Annotated in this window: 20 protein-coding genes; 6 read left to right on the top strand and 14 right to left on the bottom strand. The window is 73.0% G+C overall.

From position 1 onward, the window contains the following. Positions 1-68 precede the first annotated feature (68 nt). Genes ABD091_RS13170 through ABD091_RS13160 form a run of 3 tightly spaced genes read left to right on the top strand, consistent with a single transcriptional unit; the run spans position 69 to position 3,141 of the window. Positions 69-761 carry an amino acid ABC transporter permease gene (locus ABD091_RS13170; RefSeq protein WP_343919123.1) on the top strand — a complete coding sequence of 231 codons (693 nt, stop codon included), beginning with the start codon at positions 69-71 and terminating at the stop codon, positions 759-761. Continuing rightward, positions 758-1,618, top strand: a complete 861-nt coding sequence (locus ABD091_RS13165) for an amino acid ABC transporter permease (protein ID WP_343919121.1) — start codon at positions 758-760, stop codon at positions 1,616-1,618. Before ABD091_RS13170 ends, ABD091_RS13165 begins: the two co-directional genes overlap by 4 nt. Positions 1,619-1,635: 17 nt before the next feature. Beyond that, positions 1,636-3,141 (top strand): CehA/McbA family metallohydrolase, encoded by a 1,506-nt coding sequence (locus tag ABD091_RS13160; RefSeq protein ID WP_343919119.1) that lies wholly within the window; start codon positions 1,636-1,638, stop codon positions 3,139-3,141. Here ABD091_RS13160 and ABD091_RS13155 read toward each other — a convergent pair. The 4 genes from ABD091_RS13155 to ABD091_RS13140 are packed head-to-tail and all read right to left on the bottom strand — an operon-like array spanning position 3,119 to position 4,701. Next, entirely contained in the window at positions 3,119-3,601 is a 483-nt protein-coding gene (locus ABD091_RS13155; protein ID WP_343919117.1) for a hotdog fold domain-containing protein, read from the bottom strand. The two genes, ABD091_RS13160 and ABD091_RS13155, sit on opposite strands and share 23 nt — an antisense overlap. Before the next feature lie 38 nt (positions 3,602-3,639). Further along, positions 3,640-3,909, bottom strand: a complete 270-nt coding sequence (locus ABD091_RS13150; protein WP_343919115.1) for a metal-sensitive transcriptional regulator — start codon at positions 3,907-3,909, stop codon at positions 3,640-3,642. A gap of 1 nt (position 3,910) precedes the next feature. After that, on the bottom strand, positions 3,911-4,318 hold the full coding sequence (locus tag ABD091_RS13145) for a DUF302 domain-containing protein (protein ID WP_343919113.1): 408 nt from the start codon (positions 4,316-4,318) through the stop codon (positions 3,911-3,913). Further along, entirely contained in the window at positions 4,315-4,701 is a 387-nt protein-coding gene (locus tag ABD091_RS13140) for a thioredoxin family protein (protein WP_343919111.1), read from the bottom strand. The genes ABD091_RS13145 and ABD091_RS13140 overlap by 4 nt, the downstream gene beginning before the upstream one ends. A gap of 95 nt (positions 4,702-4,796) precedes the next feature. Here ABD091_RS13140 and ABD091_RS13135 point away from each other — a divergent pair, with 95 nt between their 5' ends. Beyond that, on the top strand, positions 4,797-4,958 hold the full coding sequence (locus ABD091_RS13135; protein WP_343919109.1) for a hypothetical protein: 162 nt from the start codon (positions 4,797-4,799) through the stop codon (positions 4,956-4,958). 2 nt (positions 4,959-4,960) lie between these two features. On the opposite strand, the gene ABD091_RS13130 is transcribed toward ABD091_RS13135, so the two are convergent. Then, positions 4,961-5,329, bottom strand: coding sequence for a VOC family protein (locus tag ABD091_RS13130; RefSeq protein WP_343919107.1), 369 nt, complete (start codon positions 5,327-5,329; stop codon positions 4,961-4,963). Continuing rightward, complete coding sequence (locus ABD091_RS13125) at positions 5,326-6,090, bottom strand: methyltransferase domain-containing protein (RefSeq protein WP_343919105.1); 765 nt, start codon at positions 6,088-6,090, stop codon at positions 5,326-5,328. The genes ABD091_RS13130 and ABD091_RS13125 overlap by 4 nt, the downstream gene beginning before the upstream one ends. Positions 6,091-6,143: 53 nt before the next feature. Between ABD091_RS13125 and ABD091_RS13120 the strand changes: the two genes are divergently transcribed. Next, positions 6,144-6,629, top strand: a complete 486-nt coding sequence (locus ABD091_RS13120) for a MarR family winged helix-turn-helix transcriptional regulator (protein ID WP_343919103.1) — start codon at positions 6,144-6,146, stop codon at positions 6,627-6,629. A gap of 45 nt (positions 6,630-6,674) precedes the next feature. On the opposite strand, the gene ABD091_RS13115 is transcribed toward ABD091_RS13120, so the two are convergent. The 6 genes from ABD091_RS13115 to rsmI all read right to left on the bottom strand — a co-directional run bounded on the left by ABD091_RS13115 (position 6,675) and on the right by rsmI (position 13,438). Further along, the gene (locus ABD091_RS13115; protein ID WP_343919101.1) at positions 6,675-8,486 is read right to left on the bottom strand and encodes an ABC-F family ATP-binding cassette domain-containing protein; all 1,812 of its coding nucleotides are present in this window, start codon (positions 8,484-8,486) and stop codon (positions 6,675-6,677) included. After that, on the bottom strand, positions 8,483-9,373 hold the full coding sequence (locus ABD091_RS13110) for a 4-(cytidine 5'-diphospho)-2-C-methyl-D-erythritol kinase (RefSeq protein WP_343919099.1): 891 nt from the start codon (positions 9,371-9,373) through the stop codon (positions 8,483-8,485). Before ABD091_RS13110 ends, ABD091_RS13115 begins: the two co-directional genes overlap by 4 nt. Then, complete coding sequence (gene rsmA / locus ABD091_RS13105) at positions 9,370-10,227, bottom strand: 16S rRNA (adenine(1518)-N(6)/adenine(1519)-N(6))-dimethyltransferase RsmA (protein WP_343919097.1); 858 nt, start codon at positions 10,225-10,227, stop codon at positions 9,370-9,372. Before rsmA ends, ABD091_RS13110 begins: the two co-directional genes overlap by 4 nt. 30 nt (positions 10,228-10,257) lie before the next feature. After that, complete coding sequence (locus tag ABD091_RS13100; RefSeq protein WP_343919095.1) at positions 10,258-11,409, bottom strand: resuscitation-promoting factor; 1,152 nt, start codon at positions 11,407-11,409, stop codon at positions 10,258-10,260. A 268-nt stretch (positions 11,410-11,677) separates the two neighbouring features. Next, positions 11,678-12,568, bottom strand: a complete 891-nt coding sequence (locus ABD091_RS13095) for a TatD family hydrolase (protein WP_343919093.1) — start codon at positions 12,566-12,568, stop codon at positions 11,678-11,680. A 9-nt stretch (positions 12,569-12,577) separates the two neighbouring features. Continuing rightward, positions 12,578-13,438, bottom strand: coding sequence for a 16S rRNA (cytidine(1402)-2'-O)-methyltransferase (gene rsmI, locus ABD091_RS13090; RefSeq protein ID WP_425571489.1), 861 nt, complete (start codon positions 13,436-13,438; stop codon positions 12,578-12,580). Positions 13,439-13,460: 22 nt separating this feature from the next. On the opposite strand from rsmI, the gene ABD091_RS13085 reads away from it, so the two are divergent. Next, on the top strand, positions 13,461-15,116 hold the full coding sequence (locus ABD091_RS13085) for a dolichyl-phosphate-mannose--protein mannosyltransferase (RefSeq protein ID WP_343919089.1): 1,656 nt from the start codon (positions 13,461-13,463) through the stop codon (positions 15,114-15,116). Here the strand turns inward: ABD091_RS13085 and ABD091_RS13080 are convergent. Together ABD091_RS13080 and ABD091_RS13075 are read right to left on the bottom strand one after the other, a co-directional pair. After that, positions 15,113-15,598 (bottom strand): hypothetical protein, encoded by a 486-nt coding sequence (locus ABD091_RS13080; RefSeq protein WP_343919087.1) that lies wholly within the window; start codon positions 15,596-15,598, stop codon positions 15,113-15,115. The two genes, ABD091_RS13085 and ABD091_RS13080, sit on opposite strands and share 4 nt — an antisense overlap. A 35-nt stretch (positions 15,599-15,633) precedes the next feature. Then, complete coding sequence (locus tag ABD091_RS13075; protein ID WP_343919085.1) at positions 15,634-16,017, bottom strand: hypothetical protein; 384 nt, start codon at positions 16,015-16,017, stop codon at positions 15,634-15,636. Positions 16,018-16,054 lie beyond the last annotated feature (37 nt).

Genomic DNA, 16,054 nt, shown 5'->3' with positions numbered 1-16,054 from the left:
CGGGCGGGGCTCCGGCCCGGAGCCCCGCCCGACGACATCCACCCCCGCACCGAGGAGGGCCGACCGCGATGGAAGCGGTGTTCTCGAACTTCGACGCCTACCTGACGGCGTTCGGCGTCACCGTCGGGCTCTTCGTCGTCTCGTCCGTCGCCTCGCTCGTGCTGGGCGTGGTGCTCGCGGTGTTCCGGGTCGGCCCGGTCGCGGTGATGCGACGCGCGGCGGGCGTCTACGTCACGCTGTTCCGCAACACCCCGCTGCTCATCATCTTCGTCTTCATGGCGATCGCGATGCCGAAGCTCGGCTACAACTTCCTGTGGGTCGAGGACGTCGAGATCGCCGGCTACAACGTCTCGGCGTTCTTCGTCCGCGCCAGCATCGCGCTGACGCTCTACACCTCCGCGTTCGTCTGCGAGGCCTTCCGCTCCGGCGTCAACACCGTGCCGCTCGGCCAGGCCGAGGCGGCGCGCGCGATCGGGCTCACCTTCGGCCAGTCGATGCGCCACGTCGTGCTGCCCCAGGCGCTGCGCGCCGTCGTACCCCCGCTGACCAGCGTGCAGGTCGCGCTGCTCAAGAACACCTCGGTCGCGGCCGCGTTCGGCATCGCGGAGGCGACCGCGACGATGCGGGCGTTCACCAACAACAACGCCGACCAGCGGATCGGGATCTTCCTCGCGTTCGCGATCGGCTACATCGTGCTCGTCGAGGTGCTGACGCTGTCGTCCTACGTCGTGGAGCGGCGCTGGAAGGCGGCGACGGCATGAGCAGCGGCAGCGTCCTCTACGACGCCCCCGGGCCGCGCACCGTCGCGCGGCACCGGCTCTACACGGTCCTCACGCTCGTCGCGCTCGCCGGCTTCGCCGCGCTGGTCGTCTGGAAGCTCGAGGAGACCGGCCAGTTCGCCTACGACAAGTGGGAGGTGTTCGTCACCCCCCAGTACGTGCAGTTCATCCTCGTCGACGGCCTGCTGAAGACCCTCCAGATGGCCTTCTTCGCGATCATCTTCGCGGTCGTCTTCGGACTGGTCTTCGGCGTGGGCAAGCTCTCGGACCACTGGTGGGTGCGCTGGCCGTCGTGGCTGGTCGTGGAGTTCTTCCGCGCCGTGCCGGTGCTGCTGCTGATGATCTTCACCTTCTACATGCTCGCCATCGGCGACGGCCCGCTCAGCTCGTTCTGGTGCGTGGTCATCGCGCTGACCCTCTACAACGGCTCCGTGCTCGCGGAGGTCTTCCGGGCCGGCATCGGGTCGGTGCCGAAGGGCCAGGTCGAGGCGGCCCACGCCCTCGGCATGCGCAAGACGCAGGTCATGGTCGGCATCCAGCTGCCGCAGGGCGTCAAGGCGATGCTGCCCGCGATCATCAGCCAGATGGTGGTGGCCCTCAAGGACACGTCGCTGGGCTTCTACATCCTCGCCCCCGGCCTGACGGCCGTCGCGCGGCCGATCTATCAGGACTTCCGCAACCACGTCCCGACCGCGATCGTGATCGCCGCGATCTACATCATCGTCAACCTGATCCTCACCGCGATCGCGACCTGGCTCCAGCGCCGCCTCGTCGGCGACAAGCCGACGGCGATCGACCTGTCACGCGTCGGCAACATGCAGGGCGGTCGCGCCGTCTGAGCCGCTAGGTTGCGGCCATGACCGGGATCGACCGCCGTTCGCTGCTGCTCGCCGGAGCCGGGGTGGTGACCGTCTCGCCGCTGGCGGTCTTCTCCCCCGCGGCCGCGGGGCGCAGCCGCACCCATGTCTTCAGGGGCGAGTTCACCAGGGCGGACACCCCCGACTGGCACTACCTGCCCTTCCGGGTCCCGCGCGGCGTACGCCGGATCTCGGTGAACTACCGCTACCGGCCGACGGAGACCGGGGTCGGCGTGAGCTACAACGTGGTCGACATCGGGATCTTCGACCCCAGCGGCCACGGTCTCGGCGACGCCCGGGGGTTCCGGGGCTGGTCCGGAGGAGCGCGGCGGTCGTTCTCGATCAGCCGCCGCCGGGCGACGCCGGGCTATCTCCCGGGCCCGATCACGCCGGGCGTCTGGCACATCGCGCTCGGGCCCTACCTGATCACCCCGCCCGGCACGCCGTGGCGGGTCGAGGTGACCCTGCACTTCGGCGAGCAGGCGACGGCCGTCCCGCCGGTCCCCGCCCCGACCGAGGTCGCCGGACGCGGCCCCGGCTGGTACCGGGTCGACCTGCACACCCACACCGCGCACTCCGACGGCAGCCGCACCCGGCCTGCCCTCGTCGAGGAGGCACGGGCCGCCGGGCTGCACGCGGTCGGCTCGAGCGAGCACAACACCAGCTCCGCGACCCGCTCGTGGGGGCGGTACGCGCCCGACGACCTGCTGGTCGTCGCGGGCGAGGAGGTCACCACGCGGGCGGGCCACTGGCTCGCGATGGGCGTGCCCGCGGGCACCTGGGTCGACTGGCGCTACCGGCCCGAGGACGACCGGCTCTCGACGTTCACCGGTCTGGTGCGCGACCTGGGCGGCGTCGCGATCGCCTGCCACCCCAACAACCCGGTGCCGAGCATCCAGTGGGGCTACGGCCACGACTACGCCGACGTCGACGCGGTCGAGGTGTGGAACGGCCCGTGGGGCTACGACGACCAGATCACGCTGTCCGAGTGGGACGGCCTGCTGCGCGAGGGCAGGTTCGTGCCGGCGGTGGGCACCTCCGACTCCCACCACTCCGGCCAGCCGGTCGGCCTGGCCCAGACCGTGCTCCGGATGGACGCGCTGTCGACGGCCTCGCTGGTGGCCGCCGTTCGGGGCGGTCACGGCTGGCTGGCGGAGTCCTCGGCCGTCGACCTCACCCTCGAGGCCACGGCCGGCGGGACGACCGCCGGCTGCGGCGACACCCTGGCGGCGGCCCCCGACGCGCTGGTGACGGTGACGATGACGGCCGACGGCGTCGCGGGCTGCGTCGGGCAGCTGCTCGGCCCGGCGGGCGTCCTCGCCGGCGTCGTGGCGACCGGAGACTCGCTCACGGTGAGCGCGGAGCTCCCCGCGGCCGCGGTCCCCTACGTGCGCGGCGAGGTGCGGCGTACGACGGTGGCGACCGACCCGCTCACGAGCCTGTCGGCGCTGCCGATGGTCGCGATGACCAACCCGGTCTTCGTCAGCGCGCCGGGCGGGGTGTGACCCAGAGCCGGATCTCGCCCTCGACGACGACCTCGCCGTCGTCGCGGGTGCCGCGGACGCGGACGTGGACGTCGCCGCCCTCCGGCGGCAGTGCGGCGTCGCTCCACTGCCCGGCGTCGGTCTCGGCGACGCAGGTGATGTCGCTGATCGCCTTGGCCGTGTAGGCGACCGTCATCCCCTTCGGGATCCAGCGCTTGTCGGCCGGGATCGTCGCCTCGGCCAGGGCGCCCATGGCGGCCTCGAGACCGTTGCAGAGCGCGATCGCGTGGACCGTCCCGAGGTGGTTGTGGACGCTGCGGCGCTTTGGGATCACCAGCTCCGCGCGGTGGGGGCGGATCTCGGTGAAGCGCGGGTGGATGGTCGCGAAGTAGGGCGCCTTGCGGGCGAAGGCGACCGAGAAGAGCCGGCTGCCCTGCGGCAGTCGGCTCATCGTGTTCCAGAGGGTCAGCACGGACGGCATGCGCCGTACATTACCCGCTGGTAACACGGGTGGGTCGCTCAGGCGAGGGAGAGGAAGAGCTTCTCCATCTTCTTCACGTCGAGGTCGTCGGGGCCGCCCTCGCCGCCCTCGACGAGGCACTGGCGCAGGCCGGTCGCCACGATCGCGAAGCCGGCGCGGTCGAGCGCACGGGAGACGGCGGCGAGCTGGGTGACGACGTCCTCGCACTCACGCCCCTCCTCCAGCATCCGGAGCACGCCGGCCAGCTGGCCCTGGGCGCGCTTGATGCGGTTGATGACCGGGGTCATCTCGTCGACGGGGAGCTCCATCTCAGTCCTCCTCAGGGCTGGTGAGGGCGGCGAGAGCCGCCACGAGCCGGGTGCGCGCGTCCGCCGCGACGGCCGCGAGCTCGCCGGAGTCGTCGGCGACGACCGAGAGCATCGCGTCCGGGTCGACGGCCTCGACGAGCGTCTCGCCCGGCGCGAGCTCGCGCACGACGACGTTGCAGGGCAGCAGCGCGGCGACCGACGGCGCGGCCTGCAGCGCCCGGTGGGCGAGCTGGGGCCGGCACGCGCCGAGGATCACCTGCGGGGCCACGTCGACGTCGAGCTTGGTCTTGAGCGTGGCCTGGATGTCGATCTCGGTGAGCACGCCGAAGCCCTGGTCGCCGAGGGCTGCGCGGACCGCGGCCACCGCGTCGTCGTACGACGCGTCGAGGGTGGTCTGGATCGTGGTCACTGCTGGTCGCCGTCCTGCTGCTGGGCCTGCTGGGCGGCCACCTGCTGGTGGACCTCGGCCATGTCGAGGCCCTTGACCGCGGTGATCAGCTCCTCGAGGGCCGGCGCGGGCAGCGCACCGGGCTGGGAGAAGACGAGGACGCCCTCCCGGAAGGCCATCAGCGTCGGGATCGAGGTGATGCCGGCGGCCGCGGAGAGCTGCTGCTCCTCCTCGGTGTTGACCGAGCCGAAGACGACGTCGGCGTGCTTCTCCGACGCGGCCTCGTAGACGGGCGCGAACTGGCGGCAGGGGCCGCACCAGCTGGCCCAGAAGTCGAGCAGGACGATGTCGTTGTCCTGCACGGTCTGGTCGAGGTTGGTGGCGCCGATCTCCAAGGTGGGCATGAGGACTCCTTCTCGTCGGTGTGAACTATACCCCTGGGGGTGTTATCGTCGGTAACGACATATACCCCCACAGGTATTCCCGGAGGAGACCACCCATGTGCCGACCCGCCACCTGCTCCACCTGCGGCCTCGCGACCTGGAAGGGCTGCGGCATGCACGTCGACCAGGTGCTCGCCGGGGTCCCCCGCTCCCAACGGTGCCAGGGACACGAGCAGGAGGCCAGGTCCGGGCTCCTCGCCCGCCTCTTCGGCCGCTGACCTCACGGCCGGGCCAGCAGCTCCACCCGGTTGCCGTGGCCGTCGAAGACGTGCACCCGGACGTGACCGGGAAAGGTCTCCCGCTGGCTCGCGTCGACCTCGAAGCCGAGCTCGGCCAGCCGCCCGGCCACTGCGTCGAGGGCGGTGACGTCGTCGAGCAGCAGCGCCGGATGGGCCTTGCGTGCGGGCCGGAACGGGTCCTCGACCCCCAGGTGGACCTCCGCCTCCCCCGCCCTGACCCAGAGCCCGCCCCGCGCGCGCAGCGCCTCGGGCTTGGCGACCTCGGCCATGCCGAGCCCCTCGACCCAGAAGCGGCGGGCGTCGTCCTCGCCCCCGGGCGGGATGGCGACCTGCACGTGGTGGAGCTTCACGAGAGCCTCCCTACCACGAACACCCGCCGGAACGGCAGCACGACGCCGCGCCCCTCGTCGGGGTAGGCCGCACGGAGCCGCGCGCGGAACTCGTCCTCGAAGCGCGGCCGCAGGCCCTCGGGCAGCGCCTCGAGGGTCGGGCGGGCACCCGTGCCGGACACCCAGGTGAAGACCGGGTCATCACCGGTCAGGACGTGGAGGTAGGTCGTCTCCCACGCGTCGACCTCACAGCCCGCACCCTGCAGGGCCCGCAGGTAGGTCACCGGGTCGTGGCTGGCGGGCACCGCGACGTCGCGGACGTGGGCGGCGTACGGCGCCTCGGCGGCGAGCTCGTCACGGATCGTGTGGGACGCCTGGTCGAAGTTCCCGGGCACCTGGACCGCGAACCAGCCGCCGGGCCGGACGTGGCGGACCAGGTCGGGCAACAGCTCGAGGTGTCCCGGCACCCACTGCAGGGTGGCGTTGCTGATCAGCACGTCGACCCGGTCGTCGCCGGCGGCCCAGTCGCGCAGGTCGGCGACCTCGAAGGCGACGCCGTCGACGTCGGCGCGGGCCCGGTCGACCATCGGCCCGCTGCTGTCGAGGCCGCGGACCCGGGCGTCCGGCCAGCGCCGTGCGAGGAGGGCCGTGAGGTTGCCCGGCCCGCAGCCGAGGTCGACGACGTCGGCGGGCGACTGCGCGCCGACGCGCGCCAGCAGGTCGACGAACGGCCGGCCGCGCTCGTCGGCGTAGGTCAGGTAGCGCTCGGGGTCCCAGCTCATGCCGACCAAACTATCTTGACATCGAGATTCTCGACAAGGGCTAGACTGCCCGCATGCGGGACGAGGTCGACGAGCTCACCGAGGCGTGGGCGCGCGAGCGGTCCGACCTCGACCTCGCCCCCGTCGCGGTCTTCAGCCGGATCAGCCGGCTGGCGCGCCACCTCGACCTGGCCCGCAGGGACGCCTTCACCCGCCACCGCGTGGAGTCGTGGGAGTTCGACGTCCTCGCCGCGCTGCGGCGAGCGGGCGCGCCGTACGAGCTCTCGCCGGGACGACTGCTGCGCGAGACGCTGGTGACCAGCGGGACGATGACCAACCGGGTCGACCGGCTGGCCGCGCGAGGCTACGTCGAGCGGCTGCCCGACCCAGCGGACCGGCGCGGCGTCCTCGTCCGCCTCACCCCCGACGGCAAGGCGGCCGTCGACGGCGCGTTCGAGGAGCTCCTCGCGGCCGAGCAGGCGCTGCTGGCCGACCTCCCCGACGCCGACCGCGACCACCTCGCCCGGCTGCTCCGCACGCTGCTCGCCCCCTTCAGCTGAGGCCGAGTCGTGGGTTTGTGACGCCCGAGTCGCGGTTTTGTGACCTCACTCCACGAGCTCGGCGGCCTCGAGCCACTCCATCTCGAGCTCTTCGCGCTCAGCCTGTAGGCCCGCGGCGACCTTCCCCAGCTCGGCGAGCTTCTCGTAGTCGCTGAGGTGAGCGGCCATCTCCGTGTCGAGCTCGGCCTGGCGGGCGGCGACCCGCTCCAGCTGCTTGTCGAGGCGGGCCATCGTCTTGCGGGCCTCGCGCTCCTCGGCACTGCCCGCTCGGGCCCTCGGTGGGGCCTCGGACTGCCCGGTCGGCGGCTCGGGAGGGCCGGGGAGTGCCCGGTCGGCGGATGGGGTGGGAGTGGGAATGCCCTCTCGGCGGCGCTCGAGGTATTCGTCGACGCCGCGGGGGAGCATCGAGATCTGGCCGTCGCCGAGGAGGGCCCAGACGGAGTCGGTGACACGCTCGAGGAAGTAGCGGTCGTGGGAGACGACGACGAGGGTGCCGGGCCAGCCGTCGAGGAAGTCCTCGAGGACGTTGAGGGTCTCGATGTCGAGGTCGTTGGTCGGCTCGTCGAGGAGCAGCACGTTGGGCTCGGTCATCAGCAGCCGCAGCAGCTGGAAGCGGCGCCGCTCGCCGCCGGACAGGTCGCCGAGCCGCGCGGTGAGCTTGTCGCCGGTGAACCCGAAGCGCTCCAGCATCGAGGTCGCGGTGAGGTCGGAGCCGTCCGCGGTCCGGGTGACGCGCCTGATCGACTCGACCGTCCCGAGGACGCGCGCCTCCGGGTCGAGGTCGTCCAGCTGCTGCGTGAGGTGCTGCAGCGCGACGGTGCGGCCGTGGCGGACCTTGCCGACCGACGGCGCCAGCTCACCCGAGAGCAGCGAGAGCACGGAGGTCTTGCCGGCGCCGTTGACCCCGACGATGCCGACCCGGTCGCCCGGGCCGAGCCGCCACGTCGCGTGGGACAGCAGCTGCCGCTCGCCCCGCGAGAGGTCGACGTCCTCGACGTCGACGACGTCCTTGCCGAGCCGCTGGGTCGCGAACCGCTGGAGCTCCATCCGGTCGCGCGGCGGGGGCACGTCCTCGATCAGCTCGGTGGCCGCATCGATGCGGAACTTGGGCTTGGAGGTCCGGGCCGGGGCCCCGCGCCGCAGCCAGGCGAGCTCCTTGCGGACCAGGTTCTGGCGGCGTACCTCGGAGGCCGCAGCCTGCCGCTGCCGCTCGGCCTTCGCGAGCACGAACGCCGCGTAGCCGCCCTCGTAGGCGTCGACGACCCCGTCGTGGACCTCCCAGGTCCACTGGCAGACCGCGTCGAGGAACCACCGGTCGTGGGTGACGACCACCAGCGCGGACGAGCGCTTGGTCAGGTGGTCGGCGAGCCAGGCCACCGCCTCGACGTCGAGGTGGTTGGTGGGCTCGTCGAGGATCACCAGGTCGTGGTCGTCGAGCAGCAGCGCGGCCAGGGCGCAGCGGCGCCGCTCGCCGCCCGAGAGCCCCGCGACCGCGCGGTCGAGCTCGACGCCGGCGAGCAGCTCCTCGACCACCTCGCGGGTCCGGACGTCGGCCGCCCACTCGTGGTCGTCGCGACCGCCGAGGACGGCCTCGCGGACGGTGTGGGAGTCGACGAGCTCGTCGCCCTGGTGGAGATAGCCAACGAGCAGGTCGCGGGCGCGGGAGACGCGCCCGGTGTCGGCGGGCTCCTCCCCCATCAGCACCCGCAGCAGGGTCGTCTTGCCGTCGCCGTTGCGGCCGACGACGCCGATGCGCTGGCCGGCGCCGATGCCGAGCGAGACGTCGTCGAGGAGCGGGCGGATGCCGTAGGCCTTCGACACCCGCTCGAGGTTGACCAGGTTCGCTGCGGTGGTCATCGTCCCAGCGCTCCCCGCACCGGACCGCACGCCGTCAGCACCACGTCGTACGAGGCGCGCAGCGCCTGCGCGACCCGCTCGGCCGTCGGCTGGTCGGCGCAGAGGAAGACGCACGTGGGGCCGGAGCCGCTGACGATGCCGCGCAGCGCCCCCGCCGCCTCGCCGGCCGCGAGCAGGTCGGCGAGGTCAGGGCGCAGGTCGAGCGCCGCCACCTGGAGGTCGTTGTGGAGAAGCGCGGCGACCTCGGCCACGGGGTCCTCCAGGAACTCCACCAGGCGGTAGGGCGCCGCCGGCTGCGCGGGCGCGTCGGGCCGGAGCTCGTCGTAGCGCCGGTAGACGGCGGGCGTGGAGAGGCCCTCGCCCGGAGACGGCACGACGACCCACCAGCGCGGCGACTCGACGCCCGGCAGCTGCTCGACCTGCTCACCGCGGCCGGTGCCGAGGGCGTTGCGGCCGACCAGGCCGAAGGGCACGTCGGACCCGAGCCCGGCGGCCAGCGCGAAGAGCACGGCGTCGCCGCTGTCGAGCTCCCAGTGCCGGTCCAGCGCGACGAGGGTCGCGGCGGCGTCGGCCGAGCCGCCGGCCATCCCACCGGCGACCGGGATGCCCTTCAGGATCTCGATCCGCGCGGCCCGGTCGAGGCCGTGGTGGGCGGCGAGCGCGCGGCCCGCCCGGAGCGCGAGGTTGGTCTCGTCGCACGGGACGCCCTCCGCGGCACCCCTCACGACCACCGACCACTCCTCGGCATCGCTGACGGTGACCTCGTCGTGGAGGTCGACGGCGTGGTAGACGGTCATCAGCGGGTGGAAGCCGTCCTCGCGGGGGGCGCCGACGCCGAGGTGCAGGTTGATCTTGGCGGGCGCGCGCACAGTGGTGCTGGGTGTCACTCGAGTCCTTCTGCGATGCGGACGAAGTCGTGGATGGTCAGCGACTCGCCCCGGGCGAGCGGGTCGATCCCCGCGGCCTCGAGCGCGGCCGAGGCGGCCTCGCCGGAGCCTGCGAGCCCCCGCAGGACGCCGCGCAGCGCCTTGCGACGCTGGGCGAAGGCGGCGTCGACGACTTCGAAGACCCGCTCGCGTGGGACAGCGGTCGTGGGCGGCTCGCGCCGGGTCCAGGCGACCAGCCCCGAGTCGACGTTGGGGGCCGGCCAGAACACGTTGCGCCCGATCGCCCCGGCGCGGCGTACGTCGGCGAACCAGGCGGCCTTCACCGACGGGACGCCGTAGACCTTCGACCCGGGCTTCGCCGCGAGCCGGTCGGCGACCTCGGACTGCACCATCACCAGCCCACGCTCGAGCGAGGGCAGCAGCGCCAGCAGGTGGAGCAGGACGGGCACCGACACGTTGTAGGGCAGGTTGGCGACGAGCGCCGTGGGCGCGGGGCCGGGCAGCTCGGCCACGCGCATCGCGTCGGCCAGGACCACCTCGCAGCGGTCGGCCCGGTCCGGGGCGAACTCGGCGATCGTCGCCGGCAGCCGGCCGGCGAGCAGCGGGTCGACCTCGATCGCGGTGACCCGGGCGGCGACCTCGAGCAGCGCCAGCGTCAGCGACCCGAGCCCGGGACCGACCTCGACCACGACGTCGTCGCCGGTGATGCCGGACTCCCGGACGATGCGCCGCACCGTGTTGGGGTCGATGACGAAGTTCTGGCCGCGCTGCTTGGTCGGGCGCAGGTCCAGCTCGGCCGCGAGCAGACGCACCTCCGCCGGCCCGAGGAGTCTCGGACCGGCGGAGGTGGACATGCGGAGAAGGCTAGCCGTGGTGCCGACCCGTCACTGGGGCAGGCCGAGCGAGGACGAGCAGGCCGGCCACGCGCCGTAGCCACCGTTGGCGTCGCGGACCTTCGTCGCGATCGCGATCTGGGTCTCGCGCGAGGCCTGGTGGGGGTAGCCGCTGCCGCCGTAGGCGCGCCAGGTGGACAGGTTGAACTGGAGGCCGCCGTAGTAGCCGTTGCCGGTGTTGATGGCCCAGTTGCCGCCGGACTCGCACTGGGCGAGCTGGTCCCACACGGTGTTGCCGGAGGCGAAGTTGGTGGTGGCCACCTCTTCCTCCTTGGTGCCGACCTTGACGATGGCGTCCACCGCGTCACGGAGCACGTCCTGGCGGAGCACCTCGCGGGCGACGACCTCGCCGTTGCGGGTGGTCACGCGGTAGGTCACGTCGCGGGCGCCGGCGCGGCCGGAGCGGACGACCTCGGTCTTGCCCTCGAGCATCGAGCCGTCCTCGCGCTCGACGGTCTCGAAGTCGATCGCCTCGTTCTTGAAGCGCTTCTTGGCGACGTCGATGTCGGTGAAGACGACGGTGTCGCCGTCCTCGAGCGTCTTGCCCGGCTTCGGGGAGAACTTGTCGTGCTTGTCGACCTTGATGCCGAGCTCCTTCACCGCGTCCTTCGCAGTGAGGGCGGTGACCTGCTTCTTGACGGCCTTCTTGCCGGCGAGCTTCATCGTCAGCGTCTTCTCGGTGACGACGTCGAGGCTGAGCCCGCCGCGGTCGATCGAGCCGCCACGGGAGACCGACAGGTCGGCCCCGGCGAAGCGCATGCCCAGGTCGGTGAGCGCGGTGCCGACGTCGGTCGCGGTCGTCCAGTGGGTCTGGGTCTCGCCGTCGACCGTGAGCTCGAGCGGGCGACCGTACTTCACGTTGATCGCGCTGCCGTCGGTGATGGCCTCGTCGGTCCCGGGGAACACCTGGTCGTGCTCACCGAGGTCGATGCCCTCGGCATCGAGCACGGCGCCGACGGTGTCGCCCATGACGACGACCTCACGCTCCTGGCCGTCGAGGCTCAGGGTGACGGTGTTGCTCATGGCGTTGTAGCCGTAGGTCGTCCCGGCGAGGGCCAGGACGACGGTCGTCACGAGGGCGACCAGGACTGCCTTGCTGTGGACCAGCCCGTGGAGGCTGCTCTTCGAGACAAGCGTCTGCACAATTCTCCGAACGTCGTACCGTCCGGGCCTCGGGGGCCGGCACCCACTCCCGGGCGCGGACGAACCCGGTGAGGGGGTCGACGCGAACGGGGGTGTTTTCGCGGGATCGGACGGGTCTCGGGTCCTGTCCGACCTCTGGCGCCGGCCGGTGATCTTCCCCGATCCCGGCCAACAATCACGAAACGATAACGAGGTCGTCGGGTCACGCCAAGTCCCCGCACGCACCACGTGACCTGGTGCACACGCACCAGCCGGCCGCGGGCGGTCGCTACCAGGCGCCGCCGAAGGCCGCCTCGGTGTTGGCGTCGACGGCCGCGCAGAGCTCCGCGAGGTCGTCGCCGCGGACCTCGGCCATCGCCCGCATCGTGTGCGGGACGAGGTAGGAGGCGTTCGGACGGCCGCGGTAGGGCACCGGCGTGAGGTAAGGAGCGTCGGTCTCGACGAGCAGCCGGTCGCGGGGCGCGACCACGAGCGCATTCCGCAGCGGTGCCGCGTTCTTGAAGGTCACCGTGCCCGCGAAGGAGAGGTGGGCGCCGCGGTCGAGGCAGGCCCGCGCGACGTCCGCGTCCCCGGAGAAGCAGTGCATCACCCAGCGTTCGGGTGCCCCCTCGCTGTCGATCACCCGCAGCACGTCGTCGTGGGCGTCGCGGTCGTGGATGACCAGCGTCTTGTCGAGGCGCTTGGCGAGGTCGATGTGCCAGCGGAAGCTCTCCTCCTGCTCCGCGCGGCCCTCCTCGCCGGTACGGAAGTGGTCCAGACCTGTCTCCCCCACGGCCCGCACCTTCGGGTGCGCCTGCGCCAGCCGCTCGATCTCCTCGTACGCCGCCTCCAGCCCTCCCGTGGCGGCCAGCCGCGGCGCCTCGTTGGGGTGGAGCGCGACGCCGGCGACCAGGGCGTCGTGGGTGGCCGCGGCCTCGACCGCCCAGCGGGCGCCCGGCAGGTCGCAGCCGATCTGGACGATCCGCGGCACCCCCACCGCGGCGGCCGCGGCGATCGCCTCCTCGGTCGAGACCCAGTCGCCGTCGGCGATGTCGAGGTGGCAGTGGTTGTCGACGACCGGGCGGGGCAGCGGCTCGGGCGCCGGCGGCCGCTCGCGGTCGCGTCTCGTGCCCGACTTCTCCTCCGTCGCCGCGCGGCTCCTCGTGGGTCCCTCGGTCATGGGGCCAGCCTAGGAAGGGTCGGGGTGGACCGGTCGGTGGACCAGGTCGTAGACCTCGCGCTTCGGGACGCCGGCGGCCTTGGCGACGGCGGCGATGGCGTCCTTGCGGCGCTCACCGGCCGCCTCCCGCCCGGCGACGGCGGCGCGCAGGCTGTCGGGGTCCGACGGTGCCGCCTCGGGCACGGCGCCGGTGACGACCACGGTGACCTCGCCCCGAACCCCGTCGGCGGCCCACTCGGCGAGCTCGCGGAGCCCGCCGCGGCGTACCTCCTCGTGGGTCTTGGTCAGCTCGCGGCAGACGGCCGCGGCGCGGTCGTCGCCGAAGGCGTCGGCCATCGCGGCCAGCGCGGCCGCGGTGCGGTGGGGCGCCTCGAAGAACACCATCGTGCGCTCCTCGGTCGCGAGCCCGCCGAGCCGGCGTGACCGCTCCCCCGCCTTGCGCGGCAGGAAGCCCTCGAAGCAGAACCGGTCGACCGGCAGCCCTGACACCGCGAGCGCGGTGAGCACGGCGGAGGGCCCGGGGACGGCGGTGACGAGGAGGTCGGCCTCGACGCAGGCCGCGACCAGCCGGTAGCCGGGGTCGGACACGCTGGGCATGCCGGCGTCGGTCACCAGCAGGACCCGCTCGCCGTTCTGCAGCGCCTCCACCAGCATCGGCGTCCTGGCCTGCTCGTTGCCCTCGAAGTAGGACACCACCCGGCCGCCGATCTCGACGCCGAGGTCGCCGCAGAGCCGCTTGAGCCGCCGGGTGTCCTCGGCGGCGACGACGTCGGCGGTCGCCAGCTCGTGGACGAGCCGCGGCGGCGCGTCGCCGACCTGGCCGATCGGGGTGGCCGCCAGCACCAGCGTTCCGGTCATGGACCCGATCATCCCCCGTCTAGAGTCCACTGCCATGAGCGCCCCGGTGACCGAGCGGCCCGTGGCGGGACTCTCCCGCACGGCGGCCGGTCGCGGCGTACCCCTCGCGCGGCTGCGGGCGACGGCCCAGCAGCTCGAGCGGCCGTGGGTCGGCTGGGCGGCGTCGGTCGCGGTGGCGCTGCTGGCGCTGGGGATGCGGCTGTGGCACCTCGGGCGCCCGGACGAGCTCGCCTTCGACGAGACCTACTACGCCAAGGACGCGTGGTCTCTGGTCAACCACGGCTACGTCCTGAAGTACGTCGAGGACGCCGACAAGCTGATCCTGCAGGGCGACACCCGGGGGTTCTGGCAGGACGAGCCGTCGATGGCGGTCCACCCCGACGTCGGCAAGTGGCTGATCGGGCTCGGGGAGAAGCTCTTCGGCCTCGACCCGACCGGCTGGCGGGTCGCCTCGGTCGTGGCTGGAGCGCTGATGGTCCTGGTGATGGTCCGGCTCGCGCGCCGGATCACCGGCTCGACGATGCTCGGCGTCGTCGCCGGGCTGCTGCTCTCCTTCGACGGCCTGCACTTCGTCCTGTCGCGGCTGGCCCTGCTCGACATCTTCGTCGCGCTCTTCACGCTCTGCGCGGTCCACTGCGTCGTCGCCGACCGGCAGTGGTTCCGGGCCCGGCTCGCGGAGCGGGTCCCCGACGGCGTGGGCCGCGGCGGCGGGCCGCGGCTGCTGTGGCGCCCCTGGCTGCTGACCGGCGGCGTCATGTTCGGGCTGGCGATCGGCAGCAAGTGGACCGCCCTCTACGTCCTCGCGGCCTTCGGCGTCCTCGCCTGGCTGTGGAGCGCGGGAGCGCGGCGGTCGTTCGGGGTCCGCTGGGCGCTGCCCCGCTCGGCCGTGCTGGACGGGATCCCCGCCTTCGGCTACCTCGTCGTGGTCGGCGCCCTCGTCTACACCGCGACCTGGGCCGGCTGGCTGGCCAACGCCGACCAGTACGAGCAGCACCTGTCCGACACGCAGTACACCCAGTACGACGGCGGGAAGCCGTGGCCGACCGCGAGCGAGCCGGACGCCGACGGCCTCGGCGAGGTGTGGCAGTCGCTGCGGTCGCTCGCGCACTACCACCGCGACGTCTACGTCTTCCACACCCACTTCCTCGACGACTCCGACCACACCTACCAGTCCATGCCGAGCGGCTGGTTGCTGCTCAACCGACCGGTCGGCGTCTCCGCCGACACCGACATCCAGCCCGGCACGCAGGGCTGCGACGCGCCCGAGGGATCCGACTGCCTGCGGCAGGTGCTGCTGCTCGGCACCCCGGTCCTGTGGTGGGGCGGCTGCCTGGCCCTCATCGCCTCTGCGGTGCTGTGGGTGGGGCGCCGCGACTGGCGGTTCGGCGTCCCGGTCGTCGGCACGCTCGTCACCTGGCTGCCGTGGCTGGCCAACGACGACCGGCCGATCTTCCTCTTCTACGCGATCATGTGCGTGCCGTTCCTCGTCCTCGCGACCACCCTGGTGATGGGCGTGCTGATCGGCGACGACCGCACCCCGTCCCCGCGGCGTACGGCGGGGGTCGTCGTGGCGGGCGCGTGGTTCGTGCTGGTGCTGGTGAACTTCGCGTGGTTCTGGCCGATCTGGACCAACCAGCTCCTCACCCACGCCGAGTGGGCGGACCGGATCTGGTTCACCCGCTGGATCTAGATCCCGAAGAGGGGTGTGCGCGGGCGCGGGGCGGCGACCCGCTCCTCGAGCGGCTCGTCGAGGGTGGCCCCGGCGGCGGCCGCGAGGTCACGCAACCGCTGCTGGATCTCGACCAGGCCGCCCTCCTCGTCGACGCGGACCTCGGCCATCCGCAGCACGAGCGTGCGCCGGCCCTTCGCCTGCAGCCACAGGGTGCGGCCGGGGGTCTGGCCGACCTGCAGGACGTCGGCGAGCGGGACCTGCCGGCGCACCATCCGGCCCTGCGCGACGACGGTGTCCCCGGTCACGCGCAGCCCGCGCCAGAACTCGGCGGTACCCCAGAAGCCGACCGCGATGAAGAGCAACGAGACCGGCTCGAACCCGAACACGAGGGACCACACACCCGCCACGAGCAGCAGCAGCGCGGGCCACCGCTGGACGCGCTGCCACCTCGGGGCCCGGGCGATGAGGGTCGTCAGGCCGGGCTCGATCGGGGCGTCCATGGCCCGAAGGGTAGAGGCGTCCCCTGGCGCTTCCCTCAGGCGGTGCGCTCGTGCGGGGCGGCCAGCGGCGCGACGCCGCCGAGCCCTCGCCGGTAGCGGACGTGGTCCGCGTGGGCGTCGAGCGCGGCGTAGAGCGTGCGGCGGGCCTGCCACGACACCGGCTCGGCGCCCTCGCGCCAGGTGTCGCCGAAGGAGATCCAGCAGACCACCCACTCGGCGGCCGCGTCCCAGCCCCCGCGCTGGGCCTCGACGAGCCGGCGGCGGAGCTGGAAGGCCTGCCGCGGGCCGTCGACGGCGTTGGGGGCGGTGGCGACCGGCCACAGCCACAGGTCGAGCCCGACCAGCTCCAACTCGAGAGCGAGCAGCGCCGCCGGGTCGACCAGGACGGTCGCCACGGTCTCGTGTCGTGGGCGCTGCATGGCGCCAACCTCACCCGCGGGGCCGCGCCCGGTCAAG

This window comes from Nocardioides aestuarii (assembly GCF_039527245.1).
Taxonomy (GTDB): domain Bacteria; phylum Actinomycetota; class Actinomycetes; order Propionibacteriales; family Nocardioidaceae; genus Nocardioides; species Nocardioides aestuarii.
The sequence above is the reverse complement of the archived record's forward strand: the minus strand, read 5'-3'. Positions and strand labels throughout refer to the sequence as shown.